A 20,738-nucleotide genomic window follows, 5' to 3' on the forward strand; every position below is an offset into this window, starting at 1 on the left:
CGTGGCAATCTCTTGCAGACGGTGCACGCCCTTGAAAGATTGCCGCGTCGCTGCGCTCCTCGCAATGACGCGTTTTTTTTAACTTAATAGCAGCGCCGTCATCCCGGCGTAGGCCGGGATCTTTTGAGGTTGTGTGCCGTCGGTTTGAGATTCCGACCATCGCCGGAATTTATCATTTTTTAGTTTGATGCTTCACATCAAGTTTATCGCGCGCCATATCACCGAGGATATTAATCGCCAACACCACCAGCATCAAGGACACACCGGGGACGATCACCAAATGCGGTGCGACCAATAAATAGCGGGTGCCCTCCCGAATCATATTCCCCCAAGAGGCATCCGGCGGTTGTACACCTAAGCCTAAAAACGACAAACCGGCTTCAGAAATCACCGCACCCGCAAAACCAAACGTCGCCTCGACGCCCAAGGGCGCGGCAATTAAGGGCAGCAAATGACGGCGTAAAATCACCGGCTGGCTCACACCCAGTGCGCGTGCCGCTTGGATGTGCTCTCGATGACGCAAACTCAAGACCTGGGCACGAGCTAAGCGCGCATAACCCACCCAACCGACCACCACTAATGCAATAATCACATTTTCAATACCCGGTCCCAATACCGCCGCCAAGCCTATCGCTAATAATAAGCCGGGAAAGGCTAAAAACACATCAATGATTTTGACAATCACCCGATCAATCCAGCCGCCCACATAGCCGCTATAGGTGCCAATCGTAATGCCAATCAACGCAGAAAAGGTCACCACACCCAGCGCAACAAACAAGGAGGTTTGCGCACCGAGCAATAAGCGCTCAAATAATGGCCGCCCTAGTTCGTCATAACCTAGCCAGCGTTGTGCATCGCCCGATGCCATCAGCTTGGCTAGATCGATTTGGTTGGCCGATTCACCAACAAAAAACGCCCCGATCGCCATTAACAGCCACAGGGTCACAATCGCCATCGCCAACCAGCGCATTAGGGTGTTGATGTGAAAATTAAACCGCATATTAATTGGCCAACCTAATTCGTGGATCCAGCCAAGCATACACCAGCTCGGTCAGGGCGTTTACGCTGATATAAATCACGCTGATAATTAAAATACAGCCTTGCACCACTGGATAATCACGCCGCTGAATCGAATCAACTAATAATTGCCCCAAGCCTGGCCAATCAAACACCACTTCGGTAATCACCGCGCCACCGAGCAAGGTACCGAGCTGTAAGCCCATAATCGTCACCACCGGCAACAGCGCATTGCGCAAGGCATGTACGCCATAAACCCGGGTTTTGTTTAAGCCTTTTGCTTTCGCGGTGCGGATATAGTCTTCATGAAAAATTTCGAGTAACGAAGCGCGTAACATTCTGGCTAAAATTGCCGCCAAGGCCGTGCCCAGCGTGAGCGCTGGCAGTACCCATGCCCAGGGCTGGTCAGCGCCACTTACCGGCAACCAAGCTAAACTTATCGAAAACAATAAAATCAACATCGGCCCTAGCCAGAAATTCGGAATCGACACCCCCACCAGCGCGACAGTCATCGCTGTATAATCAGGCCACTGCCCCGCCCTTAACGCCGCCCACATGCCGAGTGGAAACGCAATCAAAACGGCAATGAGCATCGCCATCACCGCTAAATAGGCCGTCATCGGTAAACGCTCTAGCAATAATTCACTCACCGGCTGTTGAAAAAACAATGACTGACCAAAATCAAACTGCAACAGGCCGCTAAAATAAATCACATATTGCTGCCAAAGGGGTTTATCCAGGCCCAGCTGCTGGCGTAAGGCTTGTTCATCCGCTGGCGAAGCCCAATCACCTAGCATCACCGATACAGGGTCACCTGGCACTAAATGAATCAACAAAAACACCAAGGAGCTCACCACCCAGGTGACAAACAGCAGCGAGCCGAGTTGACGCAGCAGATAACCGATCATGATTTAATCTCCACTGGCGTGCCGATCGCCACGAGATCAAACAAACGCATCACATCCTGATTACGCATCCGAATACAGCCATGTGAACAGGGCACGCCCATGGGTTCGCTATCGGGGGTGCCGTGGATATAGATATAACGCTGCATGCTATCAACCTGCCCCAAACGATTGAGCCCGATTTCACAGCCGCTAAGCCACAAAATACGACTCAAAATCCAATCTCTTTGTGGGTTGGCTTGCGCTAAATCTGGCGTATAGATTTCGCCTGTCGGACGGCGACCAACAAACACGCTATTGATGGGGTGTTGGTTGCCAATTTTGGCACGGATAATATGTTGACCCACAGGGGTTTGGTTGGAGTTTTTTTGTTGCCCAGCGCCTTTGAGCGCCGAGCTGATTGGAAAGCTCATCGGTGGTTTTCCAGCTTGATGTAGCGTCAAGGTTTGCTGTCGCAAGCACACTTCAATATGATTTTCACGATGATGTTCACGATAACGCTCAGGATTTAACACAACCCGACCTAGTTATTCTTTGTAGCCGCTAGTAATCGGATAACGACGATCACGACCAAACGCACGCAATGAAATGCGCACACCCGGCGCGGCTTGGCGTCGCTTGTATTCGCTGCGCTGAATTAAACCCACTACCCGATCAATCTCCTCTTTCGAGGCTAAGGCTTGGGCGTGCATTTCAGCAGGCGTTTGGTCTAGTTCGACATAAGCTTTGATAATCGCATCCAACACATGATAATCCGGCAAGGAATCCTGATCACATTGGTCGGGGCGTAATTCCGCCGAGGGCGGACGAGTGATAACTCTTTCTGGAATCACTGGGTTGATACCATTGCGGTAATGGGCTAAACGATAAACTAGGGTTTTGGGTACATCTTTTAATGGTGAAAATCCGCCGACCATATCACCATACAGGGTGCTATAGCCTACCGCCGATTCGCTCTTGTTGCTGGTCGCCAGCACCAGTTTCCCCAGCTTATTTGACATCGCCATTAGCAAGCAACCGCGAATCCGGGCTTGCAAGTTTTCTTCGGTTAGGTCGGGGGCCATGCCCTCAAAACGCGGCGCCAAGCTTGACTCAAACCCTTTGTAGATTGATTCAATCGGCAGGGACTGATAAGCCACGCCCATCGTATCCGCTTGCTGTTGCGCATCTTCTATGCTCATTTGCGCGGTATAGTGAAAAGGCATCATCACCGCTTCAACCTGCTCCGCACCCAAGGCATCAACCGCTAGCGCCAGCGTCAGCGCCGAGTCGATTCCACCAGATAAACCTAACAGCACGCCTTTAAAGCCATTCTTTTGCACATAATCACGGATACCGAGTTTAATCGCCTCATACACCCGCGCCTCGCTGCGATAGAGTTCGGCTTGCTGACCATTTATCAGCACAATATTTTCGGCCTGTTTCACCAGCTCAACTGGAATCAAATCAACCTCAAACTCCTGCGCTTGGACTTGGATTTCGCCATCGGCGTCCATCGCAAAGGAGCCGCCATCAAACACTAACTCGTCTTGACCGCCAACTTGATTCACATAAATCAGTGGCAATTTAACCTCATCCACCCGACGACGCGCAACTTCTAAACGGTCATGGTGTTTTTCAGCATGAAATGGCGAGGCATTCAAATTCAAAATAACCTCGGCTCCTGCGCGTGCAGTTTGGATCACAGGGCCTGGTCGCCAAATATCCTCACAAATCACCAAACCAAAATGAATACCCTTAAACTCAATAACACAGGCTTTTTTACCTGATGAAAAATAGCGCTGTTCATCAAACACGCCATAATTGGGTAAATGCTGTTTCATATAACTAGCTTGGATTAAACCATCATGAATCCATGCGGCCATATTAAATCGTTCACCCAATGCATCCATCATCGGGTAACCGACCACAATCGCCACATCCTTGACGCGTTTGGTCAGCTCAGTGAGCGCGGATTGTACTTGTGGATAGAGTCCATGACGCAATAGCAAGTCTTCAGGTGGATAGCCCACTAGGCTTAACTCGGGAAACACCACCAGATCGGCATTCAGTTCATCTCTTGCACGTTCAGCGGCGTCAATAATACGCTTAACATTACCTGCAATATCGCCCACTAGTGGGTCGATTTGCGCCATTACAACCTGAACTGTGTGTGACATAGTGGTTTACCTCAGTAATTAGAGCGTTTAGCTTTCCAAACGCTGTTTAATAGCAGAACCCAAATCCGTCGGCGAATGTACAATCGTGACACCGGCGGCTTCTAGCGCGGCAAACTTAGCTTGTGCTGTGCCCTTGCCACCACTGACTATCGCACCCGCATGCCCCATGCGTTTGCCAGCCGGTGCGGTCACGCCAGCGATATAGGCCACCACCGGTTTAGTCACATGGGCTTGAATATACTCCGCCGCATCTTCTTCCGCTTGGCCGCCGATTTCACCCACCATAATAATGCCTTGGGTTTGCGGGTCTTGTTCAAACAGTTTCAAACAATCTATAAAGTTCATGCCATGAATCGGATCACCACCAATCCCCACGCAAGTCGATTGCCCCAAGCCGTTTTGCGTGGTTTGATGCACCGCTTCATAGGTCAGCGTGCCCGAACGCGATACCACGCCAATTTTGCCGGGTAAATGAATATGCCCTGGCATAATCCCGATTTTACACTCACCCGGTGTAATCAGACCAGGGCAGTTCGGTCCAATCAACACACTGTCAGAGGCATCCAATACCGCACGAACCTTGATCATATCGGTAACCGGAATGCCTTCTGTGATACAAGCAATCACCTTAATCCCCGCATCAATCGCTTCGATAATTGAATCGGCGGCAAACGCGGGCGGCACATAAATCATACTCGCCTCTGCACCGGTTTGTTTAACCGCATCACGCACGGTATTAAAAACGGGTAAACCTAAATGAGTTTGACCGCCCTTACCCGGTGTCACACCACCGACCATCTTAGTGCCATAGGCCAAAGCCTGCTCAGAATGAAACGAACCTTGTTTACCGGTAAAGCCTTGGCAAATTACGCGGGTGTCTTTGTTAATTAAAATACTCATGCGACTTCTCCTGCCAATTCCACCACGGTTTTCGCGGCATGCGCCAAATCGTCGGCTGATACAATTTTTAATCCACTTTGTGCGAGGCGTTCGCGCCCTAGCTCGACATTGGTGCCTTCTAAGCGCACCACGACTGGAATCGACAAACCGACTTCTTTCACCGCCTGAATAATGCCATCCGCAATTAAATCACAGCGCACAATGCCACCAAAAATATTCACTAAAATAGCCTTCACTTCGGACGATGATAAAATCAATTTAAATGCTTCAGCGACACGCTCAGGCGTAGTGCCACCGCCCACATCCAAAAAGTTGGCCGGTTGCCCACCATTAAGCTTAATCAAATCCATCGTCGCCATCGCCAGACCTGCGCCATTCACCATGCAACCAATATTACCTTCAAGCGCAATATAGTTTAACTGATGCTCTGAAGCCTGCGCTTCACGAACATCTTCTTGTGAAATATCACGCATCGCAACCAGGCCTGGTTGACGATAAAGCGCATTCGGGTCAATATTGACCTTTGCATCCAGCGCGACTAATTGATTATCTGCCGTAACGACCAATGGATTAATCTCCACCTGAGCCAAATCTTTTTCAATCGCAAGTTTGTAAAACTGGTTCAACATCACGCCCAGCTGTTTAAAGGCTTCGGCTTTCAAACCCAATGCAAAGCCCGCTTCTCGCGCTTGATAAGGCATCACACCGACAATAGGATTAATATCAAGGGTATGGATTTTTTCTGGATGATGCTCCGCGACCGCTTCAATATCCATACCGCCGGAGGCAGACAATACAAAACGGTAACGACGGGTCACGCGATCCACCACCAAACTCAAATACAGCTCTTGTGCAATATCCAGCGTTTGCTCAATCAACAGCTCGCTAATAGGTAAGGCTTTGCCTGCGGTTTGAATCGTGGCTAACGACGAACCTAATAGCGAACTCGCCACTTCGCTGGCTTCTTCGAGGTTTTTCACCAGTTTCACGCCACCCGCTTTACCGCGTGCGCCAGCATGAATTTGCGCCTTGACCACCCAGCCATTAGACTGGATTTTTTCCATCGCGGCTGGCAATTGTGCCAAATTGTTAATTACTTCACCTTGTGGCACCGCAATGCCGTAGTCGCTAAACAGTTTTTTAGCCTGATATTCATGTAAATTCATGGAAAGGGTTAAACTCCAAATAGATGTCTTAATAATGAGATTAGGATTATTGTAAAATGGTTAACAAATGATTGCACGACAAACTGGCTTATAAACCAATAAAAGTCATTAAAACTAACCAAAGGCGCTCAAACCCATGCAAGCTATTCTACTTTTATCGATTGTTATACTAATTTATTTTGTACTGCGTTATTTGATTAATGTCATTATTGATGCCCGTGCAAGACTAAAAGAGGAATCGGGAGAAGGCGATGAGCCCGAAAGTCAAGCGATGGTGCGCTGCGCGCATTGCGGCATCCACCTGCCCCAATCCGAAGCCTATTACGATGGTCAGCACACGTATTGTAGTGAAGGCCATATGCAAAAAGGCCCTAAAGACCTTGAATTCACCTCGAAAAACGCAAACCCCACCGTGCCCCCTCCCCCGCACTAAGAAAACTAGGCCGTAGGTTTTGCGGTCTGGCCTTTTATTTTTTATTTTTCTATTTACGTACTGTTATAAAATTTAACGCTAAAATAGCCTTCTTCCAATTACAGCCATTCACTGCACTTTATTACCAGGTCTCGGCCATTAAGTTAAAGCACGGTCATCGCGAGGCCGAAGGCCGTGGCAATCTGTTGCAGACGGCCACGGCCTTGAGAGATGGCCGCGTCGCTCCACTCCTCGCAATGACCGGTTTTTTTGTTAGGTGACCAGGCCTGGTTGCTGTTTTGGAGATTTAAGATGGGTTGTAAACGGCCAAAAAAAAGCCCCGCGGGGTGTGCGAGGCAAAGTACCATTTTTAACGAGGAGGTACAAAACTAACTAGAACTAACTAAGAAGACATGGAGCGATTAGAAGTTGTAAATCGCACCTAAAGAGATCGCGGATACATTTTTACCTGCTGCACTTGGAGCCATGCTTGAACCATGACCACCGCCCGTTACACGGAATTCAGCACCTGAATCGTTTGAAGTCGCTGCATACATAGCATACAGCGTCAAATCACGACCAAAACGACGATCAACACCTAAGGCTAACATGTTCGCACCATCTTTCTTAGCACTCGACTCACCTGCAATGTAATACTGTGCGCGTAGACGGTATTCTGGTGTCATATCATAATAAGTACCTACACCAATGACTGTGTTGTCGTTTGAATTCTTGTCGGCATCTTCAAAGAAACCGGCAACACGGAACCCTTTTGCTACATTATAGGTTGCGCCTAAACGAACAGCTGTCCAATCTTTAGCATTATCACCACGACCTTGCGCTTCATAAGCTAACATAGCGGTTAAATCACCCGATTTAAAGGTTAAAGAAGTAGAAACGGAATCACGCTCACCCGTAGTCGCAACCTGCTCTCCAGAGCGACCACGATTGTCTGTAGAATACTGAATATCAAATGTTAAGCCACTCATAGCGGGCGCTTGATAATGTATAGAGTTATGGAAACGCTGATCAAAAGTACCTTGAGTCATGTTACGCGCATCACCTACACGGTCACCGAACATATCAGTAAAGCTTCTTACTTTTTTGGTTGGGGTATCAAAATAACCCAAACGAACCGTACCAAAATCCCCCTTAAAACCAAGGAATGAGTCACGTGTCATAAACGTATCACCACGTGTTCCTGAGCTATCTTCTGCTCGACGATCTAAATTGATGGTAGTTTCTAACTGAACAAAACCTTGCAGGCCTTCAGTAATGTCTTTTTTTCCAGCAAAACGAATACGTGATGAGTTGCTTGATAAATCCATTTTTGAATCTGCACCATTATCCATGTGATCCACAGACATATGAGCTCGGCCTGAAACCTTCATTTCCGCCATGGCTGGAACATAAGCAGCGGTCATTGCTGCGCCAATTGCTAAAGCGAGTACATTCTTTTTCATTGTTGTTTCCCTTTCGTTTGCCTATAAAAATTAAACGCGTTAATTAAACACACGCATACTTTAACGCCTCGACAGGGATGTTTTGTTAAGGTTTCCTTAAGGATAATAGACAGAAAAATAACAGAAATATGACAAGATATTTAGGCAATAAAAAAGCCCAAAACATAACCAGGCCTGGTTGTGTTTTGGGCTTTTTTTGTTGGCTTAAATCAATTAACAAGGATCAAGCGGTCGCTTTTTTTGGTTCCATTTTAATCACTAACAGCGCGGCTAATAAAATAAAGCCTGCCGAGAAGTATAAACAGGCTTCCATGCCCCACTCTTGATAAACATAACCGGATAGCAAGGTACCGACTAAGCGGCCGGCGGCGTTCGCCATGTAGTAAAAGCCGACATCTTTTGAGGTGCCATCGGCGCTGGCAATCGACACGATTAAATACGAATGCACCGCCGAGTTGAGCGCAAACAACACCCCAAACAGGGTTAAACCGACAATTAACACAGTTTGCGGGTCAATGCTTAAACTCATCGCCATCGCAAACGGCACGGCGGCTAACACAAAGCCCAGCACGCTAGCCGTTCGCCCTGTTGGGTTGGCGCCGGATTTTAAACCGGTTATTTTTGGCGATAGGGCTTGAACAATGCCATAACCTATCACCCAGAGCGCCATAAATGCGCCCACGTAGGTATGATCCCATTCCAACACGCCGACCAAGAACACCGGCAACGCCACCACAAACCAAACATCACGCGCACCAAACAAAAAGAAACGTGCGGTGGACAGCCAGTTAAGCTGTGGATTTTTGGAAAACATCTCATTAAACTTCGGCTTATTTTTCGCCTTGCCGAGTGAACCATCCAGCATAATAATGGAGAGCAATAAAGCGCCAGCAAGCACCCCACTCATCACCATCATCGCATTGGCAAAACCAATCCACGCCAATAACACTGCGCCTACAAAAAAACCGACACCCTTGAGCGCGTTTTTTGAACCCGTGAGCAAACTTACCCAGCGATACAGCTGTCCAGAATCGTCCGATGCAAGGTTTTTAATCGCGCTTTTGGCGCTCATTTTATTGAGGTCCTTGGCGATACCCGACAGGGCTTGTGCAAACATCACATACACCACACCCAACCATTCGGGCGGTACAGTCAACATCATCAGCGCGAAGACTTGCAAGCCCAGCCCAATGTTCATGGTGATATTCAACCCCCAGCGTGCGCCGAGCCAGCCACCGACCAGGTTTGTGACTATGCCAAAAAACTCATAAAACAAAAACAACAACGCGATTTCCAGCGGACTGTAGCCCAACTGCCAGAAATATAACACCACGAGCATCCTCAAGGCGCCATCGGTGACCGTAAACGCCCAGTAGTTGCCGGTAATCAGCGCGTATTGTTTAATAGGGTTCATTGCTAGTTTCTCTGTTAAACCGATTGATTAAGTCTGGCCGCTTTGCGGGCAAGTTCCATCATCCGCGCGACATAGCCGATTTCATTGTCATACCAAGCTAAGACTTTCACTTGGGTTCCATTGACCACCATCGTCGATAGGGCATCGATCACCGATGAACATTTTTCGCCTTCATAGTCTGCCGACACTAAAGGACGGTCTTCGTAGCCTAGAATACCTTGCAAATAGCTTTCGGCGGCGGCTTTGAATTTAGCATTCACTTCGTCTTTCGTGGTGGACACATTCAGCTCCAACACCAAATCCGTTAGCGAGGCATTCATAAACGGAACGCGCACCGCAATGCCATTCAACTTGCCATTTAATTCAGGGAAAATCGTGCCGATGGCGGTGGCCGAACCTGTAGTGGTTGGGATTAAGGATTGGAAGCTCGCACGTGCGCGGCGTAAATCCGCATGACCATGATCCACCACTTTTTGGGTGTTGGTGATGTTGTGCATGGTGGTAATCATGCCGTGTTTAATGCCAAATTGCTCGTGAATCACTTTAATCACCGGGGCAATGCAATTGGTGGTGCAAGAGGCGGCAGTGATAATTGGGTCTTTGCCGGCTTCAAAAATATGGTCATTGATGCCCATCACAATATTTTTAATCCCCTCTTTCATCGGCGCGGCGACCACGACTTGTTTAACGCCGCGCTCCAAATAGGCGCTAACCTGTTCAACCGTGCGGAATTTACCGGTACATTCAATCACCAAATCCAAATCCATACTCGCCCAATCGGTGTCTTCAATCGCTTTATTCATTGAGTAGCTAATTTTTTTGTCGCCGACATAAATCGCATCACCCTCGCCAAAGGCTTCATGGAACCAGCGACCGTGTGCTGAGTCAAAGGTCACCAAGTGCGCTGATGAATAGGCATCACAGGCGATTTCATTGATATGGACGATTTCGATATCCGGCCAATCCCAGACCTCGCGCATCGCCAAACGCCCCATACGACCAAAACCATTAATGGCTATTCTAATTGTCATTTGTGTTACTCCTTGTGATAATCAACTTTATATTTGAAATTGCGAATATTATAACCCGTGATAAATGACGCTTTGTGAAGTTTTATCCCGGATGTTTCATAAATTCGCGTGATGATCGCGCAGGATATTGGTTTCCCAGTGCTTTTTTCGAAGGCGCGCTGTAGTTACTCATACAGCCAACTGAGAAAAAAGCGCTGGGGAATCAATAGACCAGCGAGGGCGCGTGAACTTTATGGAATATCCGGGTTTTGTCTAATCCACAAATGAGGGCTAAAAAAAATCCCTCACTAAGAGGGATTTTTTATCAAGCTAACAATAAATTATTGTAACTTTCTCTTTTCACGATCTGATGCCGCTTTTGGAAGCGGAACATAACCGTTATTCAATACAACCTGCTGACCTTGCTTAGACAATACTAATGTCATAAATTCTTTGGTCGCTGGATCCATCGCTCTGTTGGGTGCGTTGTTAACATACACATACAACAAGCGTGCCAATGGATACTGGCCTGTTGCCGCATTTTCAGGTGTTGCGTCGTAGAAAGGATCACCGGCACGCTGTGCTAAAGGCACAGAACGTACGCTGGCCGTTAGGTAACCGACACCTGAATAACCAATACCGTTAGTAGACGCTGATACCCCTTGAACCACCGAAGCCGAACCGGGTTGTTCGTTTACGGCATTTTTAAAGTCTCCACGGCAAAGTGCGCGGTTTTTGAAGTAACCATAAGTACCTGATACCGAGTTACGACCGTATAACTGAACTGAACGGTTAGCCCATTCACCTGTTAAGCCCGCTTTACCCCAAGTATCGATATCTTGTGTAGCACCACAAGAACGCGTTGATGAAAACATCGCATCAACCTGTTGCATGGTCAAGCCTTTGATGGGGTTATCCTTGTGTACAAATACCGCTAACGCATCAATCGCTACACCAATCGCAGTAGGCGCATAACCGTGACGCTGTTCAAACGCGGCGATTTCACCTGCACGCATTTCACGGCTCATCGGTGCCAACTGAGCGGTACCTTCAGTGATCGCGGGTGGTGCAGTTGAAGAACCCGCGCCCTGTACCTGGAAGTTAACGTTAGGATAGAAACGGTTAAACTCTTCGCCCCACATGGTCATAAGGTTGTTTAGGGTATCAGAACCGATTGAAGTTAAGCTACCTGAAACGCCTGAAGTACGCTGATAGTCTGGCAAAGTTGGATCAACCGCTGCGATGGCTGGCTGAACTGCTAATGAAGCCGCCGCAAGGCCTAACGCGGAAAGTAGTTTACGATTTAACATGTATTATTGCTCCTTAGGAGAGATTAAAATTACTTGGATTTAAAACATTTAAATCCTTCGTAAGACTCGCGTTAAATTATGAAAGCCAAACATAACAATGGAATGAACAAAGCATTACAGTTTTATGACATCTTGAGAATGTGCGGGTTACGTAAATAAAAAAACCGTCATTGCGAGGAGCGCAGCGACGCGGCAATCTCTCAAGGGCGTGCGCAGTCTGCCAGAGATTGCCACAGCCTTCGGCCTCGCTATGACAATTGGTTTATGGATTTAAAAACTAAACGTCTGGTTCGCTGTGCTTTAACGAAATAGGAAACTCAACACGAAAGGTTGAGCCGACTTGTAAACGACTATAGACCGCTAGTTTAGCGTGATGCCGTTCAATAATGTGTTTAACAATCGCCAGGCCTAGCCCTGTGCCACCGGAACTGCGCGAACGCGCGGTATCAACACGATAAAAACGTTCGGTTAAGCGTGGTATGTGTTCCCGTGCTATCCCTATCCCCGTATCCTTAACCTCAAACACCATCGACTGAGGCGTTTGATACCAGCGCACCCAAATCTCGCCGCCATCGGGGGTATAACGAATCGCATTGGATACTAAATTGGTAAATACCGAGCGCAGGGCTTCGGTTTTGCCCAATAGCCCCTCTTTCGATTCAAGGTTAAAATGAAATTGGTGTTTACCACCACTTAGCTGTTGCGCTTCGGCTTCCAGCTTCTGCAACATACTATGCACCGGCACATAGTCGGCTTCTAACTCAACATCTTCCGCTTCAATGTTCGATAGCGTGAGCAAATCATTAATAATATTTTGCATTCTTAAGGATTGCTGATGCATTTGGGTTAAGGGATTGGCCCAAATCACCGGTAAGGAATCCGCGCTATCAAGCATTAGCTCCAAATAACCATTTAACACCGTTAAGGGCGTGCGCAGTTCATGTGAAGCATTCGCGACAAAGTCACGGCGTACTTGCGCGAGGTTATGTGCATCGGTGATATCGCGAATAATCAATAGATAATGCTTATCAAAATAAGGCACGATCTTGGCACTCAAACGCCGGGTACTCTCGGCACTTAAATAAAACTCAATCGCATGACCAAAATCTTGGCGTTCAAGGTACTGCACCATTTCATTTTGGCGCAATAAATTAGTGATTTTATGACCTGCATCATTACGCCTGAGCCCCAGCATGTTTTCTGCACTGTGGTTAACCCATTCAATCTGAAACTTTTCATTTAAAGAAATATGCGCATCGGGCAGCAGATTCATCGCATCATAGACTTGATCAGTTTCAGAACGCAAACGTTTGATTCGCCGCTTGTCTTGAAATACCTTTTCAAAATACGCCTCATAAATATCCCCCCAGACACCAAAAGGCGCCTTACTGGGTTCTAGCGCCCGACTGCGAACCAGATTCAAAAAGTGCAAAAAATAAAATAAATTACGCGCCAGATAAATCCCAAATGCCATCAGAAAAGCCAGCCCCCAAAAACCGGTTAAGCCGCCCAATAGCATCGCCGCGCTTAAAAGTGCACCCACACCAATTAATTCTTCAACAATCCGTGAAGAATCTTCAAGTGAACTGACGGGTTTGATGCTGAGCATAATGCAAGCAGGCCTGGTTATTCAGGAATGGAAAAACGATAACCCGCACCGCGAATGGTGTGGATATAGTCTTCACAAGACACGGGTTCCAAAAGGCGACGCAAACGACGAATATGCACATCGACCGTGCGTTCCTCCACAATCACACTATCGCCCCACACCTGATCTAACAACTGACTGCGTGAATACACGCGATTGGGATGGCTCATAAAAAAATGAATCAATCGAAACTCAGTAGGACCCAGCTTGACTTCCTCAGACTTTGCCCAGAATCGATGACTGGATAAATCCAACTTTAAATCTCCACGCTCAAGCACATCAACATGCAACGCGCCTTCAGGATCTTTGCGGCGCAGTAACGCCTTCACCCGCGCCACCAGCGCGCGTGGAGAAAAAGGCTTAATGACATAATCATCGGCTCCCGCTTCAAAACCCTGTACTTGATCCGATTCCTCGCCGCGCGCGGTGAGCAAAATAAGTGGCAAAGCGCGCGTCTGGTCGTTCTGACGAATGCGCTTGGCCAAATTTACACCGCTCACACCGGGTAGCATCCAATCCAAAATCAGCAGATCGGGCTTATGCTCTAAAAGCATCGCCCAACCCTGCTCCGCATTCGCCGCTTCGACCACCTCGAACTCGGCGGCATGCAGCGTAAAACTCAACATATCGCGAATTGCGGTTTCATCTTCGACAATTAAAATTTTGGCTTGTGGCATAGCTTTCCTACTCTTCTTTCATCAACGCTAGATATTTACCTAAAGCGGTTGCATCCATATTACGCATGTCTTGACCATTCACCAAGTAAACAACCGATTCAGCAATATTGCTCGCGTGATCAGTAATGCGTTCGGCGGCACGTAAAGCATAAACCAACTGTAACAAACACTCAACGTCATGCTTGTCTTCTTTAAAGTTTTTTGTCACACCGCTGATGGCAAGCGCGAATAACTCATCGACTCGATTTTCTTCCTCAATAACCGCCGCCGCACCTGATAAGTCCATGCGCGTAAAGGCATCCAATACGTTTTTAACCATGTCGCAAGCGCGCGAGGTAATCTCAACTAACTGCTTGTAGCCCTGAAGGTTTTGACAGTCAATATCAACTCTAGCTTCTAAACTTAACACTAAGCGCGCTATCTTAACAACTTCATCGCCCATACGCTCCAAGTCAACCGCGATGCGAATCGATGACACAATTAAACGTAAATCAGAAGCGGTCGGCTGATGACGTGCTAACACACGCACGCACAAACGATCAATTTCCATTTCTTCGCGATTGACTAATTTATCGAGTTGAATCACTTCACGGGCCAAGTCATAATCAGCATTTTGTAATGACACAACCGAAGCTTGTAATTGACGCTCAACCAAACTACCCATTTCTAAAATCTGATTAAACAGGTCTTCAAGGTACTGGTTATAACTGGCCGACACGTGAGTGCCAAATTCTTTTCTATTCATGGTAAATTCCTTTTATTTCAATGTTTTTTACTTTTCATTAACATGCGCCAAACTTAACCATAACGACCCGTAATATAGTCTTCGGTGCGCTTCACCTGTGGATTGGTAAACAAACTATCGGTATCTGTGTACTCAACCAGTTCACCCATATACATAAACGCGGTGTAATCTGAGACGCGTGCCGCTTGCTGCATGTTATGGGTCACAATCAAAATCGTAAAATCTTTTTTCAATTCAAAAATCAATTCTTCAATTGCCAGCGTTGAAATCGGGTCTAGGGCTGAAGTCGGTTCATCCAACAATAACACTTCAGGCTGAATCGCAATCGCACGCGCAATACACAACCGCTGTTGCTGACCACCTGACATACCCAAGGCATTTTCATGCAAGCGATCTTTCGCCTCATTCCACAAACCCGCGCCTTTCAACGCCCATTCAACGGTTTCATCAAGTGTTTTTTTATCGTTCACACCTTGTAGACGTAAGCCATAGGCAACGTTTTCATATATAGATTTAGGAAATGGGTTTGGCTTTTGGAATACCATGCCGATACGACGACGAATTTCAGCGACATCCAATTCTTTGGCATACATGTCTTGACCGTGTAGCAACATTTTTCCATCTACACTGACAATATCTATCAAATCATTCATTCGATTAAAACAACGCAACAAGGTTGATTTACCGCAGCCCGATGGCCCGATAAAAGCAGTAACACGGTTTTCAGGTAAATCCATCGTGACATTTTTCAACGCCTGCGATTTTCCATAATACAGATTCCAATCCTTAACCTGAATCGCCATTTTCTCATCACTTAACGCCAACCCACGGTTATCTCGATCCATCGCCACTTTAACTGTATTGTTACTCATTTCATTATTCCTTTTCATCAATTCGCTAAGCTTTTCTCAACCAGGCCTGGTTGAGAAAAGGCTTGATTTCTAATAACCCGGATATTTCATAAAGTTCACGCGCTCTCGCTTGTCTATTGATTCCCCAGTACTTTTTTCTCAGTCGGCTGTATGAATAACTACAGCACTCCTTCAAAAAAAGCACTGGGAAACCAATATCCTGCGCGATCATCACGCGAATTTATGAAACATCCGGGTTAATTGTTTAATTATCCAGTGACTTGTATTTTTCACGCAATCGATTACGAATCACAATCGCCGCTAGGTTTAAGCTCACAATCAATACCACCAACAATAAAGAGGTCGCGTAAACCAACGGTTGAGCGGCTTCTACGTTAGGACTTTGAAAGCCGACATCATAGATATGAAAGCCTAGATGCATAAATTTCTGATCCAAATGAATAAATGGTGCATTGGCGTTGACAGGCAGCTCGGTCACTAACTTCACCACACCGACGAGCATCAAAGGCGCCACCTCACCCGCTGCGCGGGCGACCGCTAAGATCAAGCCTGTCATAATCGCAGGCGTTGTCATCGGCAGCACAATGCGCATAATGACCTCAGCCTTGGTCGCGCCCAGTGCCAATCCCCCTTCTCGCAGGGCGCGAGGAATGCGTGACAAACCTTCATCAGTCGCCACAATCACCACCGGCAAGGTCAAGAGCGCCATGGTGAGAGAAGCCCAAAGTAAACCCGGGGTTCCAAAGGTGGGATTAGGCAAAGCATGACTGTAGAACATCTGATCGACTGAATAGCCCAATACGTACACGAAAAACCCTAAACCAAAGATACCGAACACAATAGAGGGTACACCGGCTAGGTTATTGATCGAAATACGGATCAAACGCAGCAATTTACCTTCCTTGGCATACTCACGCATATAAATAGCTGCAATCACCCCCATGGGCATCACGAATAATGTCATCATGATAACCATCGTCAGCGTACCGACTATAGCAGGAAACACCCCGCCTTCTGTATTCGATTCACGCGGGTCATCGGTTAAGAACGAACCAACTGAACTAAAAAAAGAACTCAGTTTGTTGCCAAGATGCATTTCATTAGGCTGCCAAAACCTAACGAACTGACTCACATTTACCTCAACATCTCTGTCATCACCCACGCGTACCGTGACCGTACCCAAGGCTCTAAGCTCTTTATAATAGCCATCAAGCTGTAGCTGTAACACACCAAACTGATCATGCATCGCTTGACGCTTGGCTTCAAATTCCGCTTCAATAGCCGGCGTGAGTCGATCGCGCATCTCTAGTTTACGTTGATCATAGCGTAGGGTTTGTAAGTCGTGGTTAATACCACCAATTACACTTTTTTCAAGGTGACGTATTTTGCTACGAATCTTATCACCTTCTCTTATCGCCGCATTAATCGCTTTAAAAACCTGATCACGCTCCGTTAATTCAAGCTGGTTATTTTTAAATGACTGAATATAGCCGTACATATTGCCCGACGCATAACGCTCAATCACACTAATACCTTGAGCTTTATTCCAGGTTTGACCGACAATATGCGCTTGATCTACCCATCTAAAGTCAAAACTATACAGGTCTCGATTACCGGTTTTAATTAGAATCTGCGGTTCACGCAATACAAAACCTGGGTTTTCCGGGTCACGCGTTTCACGCATCCGTGTATTGTGAATCTCACCTTGAACCAATTGAATCTGGGCACTGGGTGTCGGCTGAATTTGAAACTCATACACCGCATGAGGCCAAAAGTGACTTAACCCACGAAAGGCAATCATTAAGAGCAAACCAAACACCAACACCACTGAGGCAGCGGCAGCGGCAGCACTATACCAAACCCAATGCTCGCCTTTATTTAACCATGTTTTCATTACACTATTCCTTTGATTGATGGGCTTAAAGTTGACCGTATTTACGACGCATACGCTGTCGAACGACCTCGGCCACCGTATTAAAGAAGAAGGTGAACATAAACAACACCAAGCCCGCTAAGAACAACACACGATAATGGGTACTATCCACTTCGGTTTCGCCCATTTCTACCGCCAAGTTAGCCGACAAGGTACGCATCCCTTCAAACAGGTTGATATCCATCAGCGGCGTATTGCCCGATGCCATTAATACAATCATCGTTTCACCGACACCGCGACCAAAGCCCAACATAATGGCGGAGAAAATACCTGGACTGGCAGTCGGTAACACCACCCCTTTCAAGGTTTGCCAGCCACTTGCACCCAAGGCATAAGAACCGTTAACCAAATAGTTAGGTACCGAGTAGATCGCATCTTCCGCTACCGAGAAAATAGTCGGAATCAACGCAAAGCCCATCGCAAAACCGATAATCATCGCATTACGTTGGTCATAGGTGATGCCTGCGGTTTCTGTTAACCAGGTACGCATATCACCTTGGAAGAACATATATTGCAGCGGATCACTCATCGCCATCGACAACCATCCCAAGAAGGCCACCACCGGAATCATCAATACCACACGACGTCCGACCGGAATCATCAAGCGAATTTTGTCTGGCATTCGCGACCATCCATAGCCAAACAGCAGTATCCCCAGCGGCACCACGATAATGATCGCAAAGAAGGCGGGAAGGTTGGATTCGACATAGGGCGCAAGCCACAGACCTGCCAAGAATCCTAAAATAACCGTTGGCAAGGCTTCAATTAACTCCACCGAGGGCTTTACCCACTGACGAGTGCGTTTGTCCATAAAGAAGGCGGTATAAATCGCCGCAAAAATCGCAATCGGCACCGCAAACAGCATCGAGTAAAGCGCCGCTTTAATCGTACCGAAGGTTAAGGGGGTTAAGGAAAACTTAAATTCAAAGTCATCATTACCTGACGAAGACTGCCAAGTGTGAGTGGGTTCTGAATAGCCCTCATACCAAACCTTATTCCACAAGCTGCCGAACGACACTTCTGGATGTGGGTTATCAATATCATAACTAATCAAGCGCCCTGACGCGGTTTCCACGATGGCGCCGTTAGAACGCGGTGCAAAGCGAACAAAACTAAGCGGTTCATTCGCCACATCAACGCTGCGCAAATGGCGATGCGATGTGGAATAATACAAATGAAAACCACCTTGTGCATCGCCTACTGCAAAGCCCTTTCGCGTTGCCTCCATCCCCATCGAAATAACCGGGTGACTGTCACGCTGAAAACTTCGAATTTCTTGCAACGCAAAATCATTATTTTTATCACGCACAGGGAACCACTGCACAACGCGTCCGGTATCCGTCCCAAACATCATTGAGGTATTACCATTCAAAAAACGCACACTCGTCAGCGTTTCACCCGGAAGAATCACCCGCACTTTTTGCAAGAGTTCGGGCTGACTCATATTCGCAAGCGAGTAGTAGTAAGCCTGACCATCATGACTCACTAACACCAAATCACGCATCAATCCACCTAACAGCATATGATCGACATGAGATTCCGTCGTGAATTGGGTACGCTCATCTAAATCAAGCTGCACCTCATCACTTAAAAACGAAGAACGCTTACGGAAAGTTTGCACATGCAGCACATTTGAACCCGCCGCTTGCACCACAATCATCATCGCGGTTTCACGCTCACGCACAGCTAACTGCTCAATCGGCTCATTAATGATCTGCTTACCTTCTTCACCATAAGGCCACTCAATCACTGGCAAAACCAATCGCTGATTATTTGGGTAACTAATACGAAAGCTGATTTTGCCTATCAACACCCGCCCATCAGCAAAACCAAAAGCAAACTCATTCTCGGCTTCATTTATTAATGTAAAACTTGTAATGCGGCTATTTTGGATAGGCAGCGTTTTATCAAGCATGACATCCGCATTTTCAGTAGAAAACCCAATAATACGGCCCGTATCCGTAATTCGAACGCCCGCTTCACGATGATCATCCAGCGCATAATGAAGCGTTTTCGTATCCATCCCGCCCGGCACCTGCATTTCGACACGTTTCTCAATGGTCGCTGGCGTAAAAATGGGTAGTACCACATACATTAAGAAGAACATGATCAGGAATACAGCAAAAATAATGCTCACCCCGCCCACGCTGATACCATACTTAGCGGCATGATCTTTAAAACGCCTTATAGCCAAACGCTTTTTGGTTTTTGGCCCATTAAGCGTGTCATGCAGACCTTGCTTTGTTTGCTCGCTCATAATAGATTCCCAGTTAAAGTAAATTGAACAAGCTTAATATATAGAGTGAATATGACAGGAATATGTCAAATAACAAAAAGGCGGGGATTTACAACCAGGCCTGGTTGGCACTGATCGAAAGTTAACCTCGTTCCCACGCTGTGCGTCACGGCCACTAAGTTAAGGATTGTGGGGCAACTGGACTTGTTTCCCTCATTGCCCTGTCACCCTGCGCGAAGTCGCAGGGTCTATTGCCGCCAGCGGCTGGATCCTGCGACTTCGCGCAGGGTGACGTCTCTGGGTAAAAGAAGTTGGTCATTGCGAGGCCGAAGGCCGTGGCAATCTCTTTCAGACTGTGCACGCCCTTGAGAGATTCAGGCTTCGCGCTGACTTCGTTGGCCGCGTCGCTGCGCTCTCGCAGTGACCGTTTTTTCTTAACTTAATGGCCGTGACGTTCAACGTGGGAGCGAAACCTGATTGTAAGCTGTTGATTTATTAAATACTTTAGATACGTTTGCCCTGGAAATTAACGCAAGATTACGTGGCTTTCAATCTAACGTGTTAAAATGATTAAACGATCAAAATCAACGGGAACGCTGGATGAAAAAACTGCCGATTGGGATTCAAACTTTTAGCATGATTCGTGAAAACGATTTTATCTATATTGATAAAACACCATTGATTCACAAGCTAGTAAACAGCGCGGGACGTTTTTTTCTCTCGCGTCCGCGTCGGTTTGGTAAAAGTTTGTTGGTCGATACCCTTAAAGAATTGTTTGAAGGCAACCAGGCCTGGTTCCAGGGTTTGTACATTGAAGATAAATGGGATTGGGCTAAAACCTATCCGGTGGTGCATTTAAATTTTTCGGATG

Annotated in this window: 18 protein-coding genes; 2 read left to right on the top strand and 16 right to left on the bottom strand. The window is 47.0% G+C overall.

Annotated features, from left to right (window positions below; all coding sequences use genetic code 11):
• Positions 1–172: 172 nt before the first annotated feature.
• From NA59_RS10480 to sucC, 6 genes are all read right to left on the bottom strand, one after another.
• The gene (locus NA59_RS10480; protein WP_232504076.1) at positions 173–1,000 is read right to left on the bottom strand and encodes an ABC transporter permease; all 828 of its coding nucleotides are present in this window, start codon (positions 998–1,000) and stop codon (positions 173–175) included.
• A 1-nt stretch (position 1,001) separates the two neighbouring features.
• Positions 1,002–1,925 (bottom strand): nickel ABC transporter permease, encoded by a 924-nt coding sequence (gene nikB, locus NA59_RS10485; protein ID WP_044412110.1) that lies wholly within the window; start codon positions 1,923–1,925, stop codon positions 1,002–1,004.
• The gene (locus tag NA59_RS10490) at positions 1,922–2,386 is read right to left on the bottom strand and encodes a L,D-transpeptidase (RefSeq protein ID WP_044412164.1); all 465 of its coding nucleotides are present in this window, start codon (positions 2,384–2,386) and stop codon (positions 1,922–1,924) included. Before NA59_RS10490 ends, nikB begins: the two co-directional genes overlap by 4 nt.
• A gap of 63 nt (positions 2,387–2,449) precedes the next feature.
• On the bottom strand, positions 2,450–4,081 hold the full coding sequence (locus NA59_RS10495; protein ID WP_044412113.1) for an NAD+ synthase: 1,632 nt from the start codon (positions 4,079–4,081) through the stop codon (positions 2,450–2,452).
• Positions 4,082–4,108: 27 nt separating this feature from the next.
• Positions 4,109–4,981 (bottom strand): succinate--CoA ligase subunit alpha, encoded by an 873-nt coding sequence (sucD, locus tag NA59_RS10500; protein WP_044412116.1) that lies wholly within the window; start codon positions 4,979–4,981, stop codon positions 4,109–4,111.
• Entirely contained in the window at positions 4,978–6,147 is a 1,170-nt protein-coding gene (gene sucC / locus NA59_RS10505; RefSeq protein ID WP_044412119.1) for an ADP-forming succinate--CoA ligase subunit beta, read from the bottom strand. Before sucC ends, sucD begins: the two co-directional genes overlap by 4 nt.
• A 136-nt stretch (positions 6,148–6,283) precedes the next feature.
• Here sucC and NA59_RS10510 point away from each other — a divergent pair, with 136 nt between their 5' ends.
• Positions 6,284–6,580 carry a PP0621 family protein gene (locus tag NA59_RS10510; RefSeq protein WP_052501618.1) on the top strand — a complete coding sequence of 99 codons (297 nt, stop codon included), beginning with the start codon at positions 6,284–6,286 and terminating at the stop codon, positions 6,578–6,580.
• Between the two features lie 401 nt (positions 6,581–6,981).
• Here NA59_RS10510 and NA59_RS10520 read toward each other — a convergent pair whose 3' ends face one another.
• The 10 genes from NA59_RS10520 to NA59_RS10565 form a co-directional block, all read right to left on the bottom strand.
• Positions 6,982–8,022: a porin gene (locus NA59_RS10520; RefSeq protein WP_044412125.1), complete on the bottom strand. Its 1,041-nt coding sequence runs from the start codon at positions 8,020–8,022 to the stop codon at positions 6,982–6,984.
• 223 nt (positions 8,023–8,245) lie between these two features.
• Positions 8,246–9,436 carry an organoarsenical effux MFS transporter ArsJ gene (arsJ, locus tag NA59_RS10525; RefSeq protein ID WP_044412128.1) on the bottom strand — a complete coding sequence of 397 codons (1,191 nt, stop codon included), beginning with the start codon at positions 9,434–9,436 and terminating at the stop codon, positions 8,246–8,248.
• 14 nt (positions 9,437–9,450) lie between these two features.
• The gene (locus NA59_RS10530; RefSeq protein ID WP_044412131.1) at positions 9,451–10,467 is read right to left on the bottom strand and encodes an ArsJ-associated glyceraldehyde-3-phosphate dehydrogenase; all 1,017 of its coding nucleotides are present in this window, start codon (positions 10,465–10,467) and stop codon (positions 9,451–9,453) included.
• A gap of 320 nt (positions 10,468–10,787) precedes the next feature.
• Complete coding sequence (locus tag NA59_RS10535) at positions 10,788–11,756, bottom strand: PstS family phosphate ABC transporter substrate-binding protein (RefSeq protein ID WP_044412133.1); 969 nt, start codon at positions 11,754–11,756, stop codon at positions 10,788–10,790.
• A 277-nt stretch (positions 11,757–12,033) separates the two neighbouring features.
• Positions 12,034–13,365, bottom strand: a complete 1,332-nt coding sequence (gene phoR, locus NA59_RS10540) for a phosphate regulon sensor histidine kinase PhoR (protein WP_044412136.1) — start codon at positions 13,363–13,365, stop codon at positions 12,034–12,036.
• Positions 13,366–13,382: 17 nt separating this feature from the next.
• Positions 13,383–14,081, bottom strand: coding sequence for a phosphate regulon transcriptional regulator PhoB (phoB, locus tag NA59_RS10545; protein WP_044412139.1), 699 nt, complete (start codon positions 14,079–14,081; stop codon positions 13,383–13,385).
• Positions 14,082–14,088: 7 nt separating this feature from the next.
• Positions 14,089–14,826: a phosphate signaling complex protein PhoU gene (gene phoU, locus NA59_RS10550; RefSeq protein ID WP_044412142.1), complete on the bottom strand. Its 738-nt coding sequence runs from the start codon at positions 14,824–14,826 to the stop codon at positions 14,089–14,091.
• Between the two features lie 53 nt (positions 14,827–14,879).
• Positions 14,880–15,671, bottom strand: coding sequence for a phosphate ABC transporter ATP-binding protein PstB (gene pstB, locus NA59_RS10555; RefSeq protein WP_232504078.1), 792 nt, complete (start codon positions 15,669–15,671; stop codon positions 14,880–14,882).
• A 271-nt stretch (positions 15,672–15,942) separates the two neighbouring features.
• Complete coding sequence (gene pstA / locus NA59_RS10560) at positions 15,943–17,592, bottom strand: phosphate ABC transporter permease PstA (RefSeq protein ID WP_096777610.1); 1,650 nt, start codon at positions 17,590–17,592, stop codon at positions 15,943–15,945.
• Positions 17,593–17,617: 25 nt separating this feature from the next.
• Positions 17,618–19,888, bottom strand: a complete 2,271-nt coding sequence (locus NA59_RS10565) for an ABC transporter permease subunit (RefSeq protein WP_044412151.1) — start codon at positions 19,886–19,888, stop codon at positions 17,618–17,620.
• A 579-nt stretch (positions 19,889–20,467) separates the two neighbouring features.
• On the opposite strand from NA59_RS10565, the gene NA59_RS10570 reads away from it, so the two are divergent.
• On the top strand, positions 20,468–20,738 hold a 271-nt coding region (locus tag NA59_RS10570; protein ID WP_044412154.1), incomplete at its 3' end, for an AAA family ATPase.

The organism is Thiomicrospira microaerophila, from assembly GCF_000934765.1.
In the GTDB taxonomy this organism is placed as follows: Bacteria; Pseudomonadota; Gammaproteobacteria; order Thiomicrospirales; family Thiomicrospiraceae; genus Thiomicrospira; species Thiomicrospira microaerophila.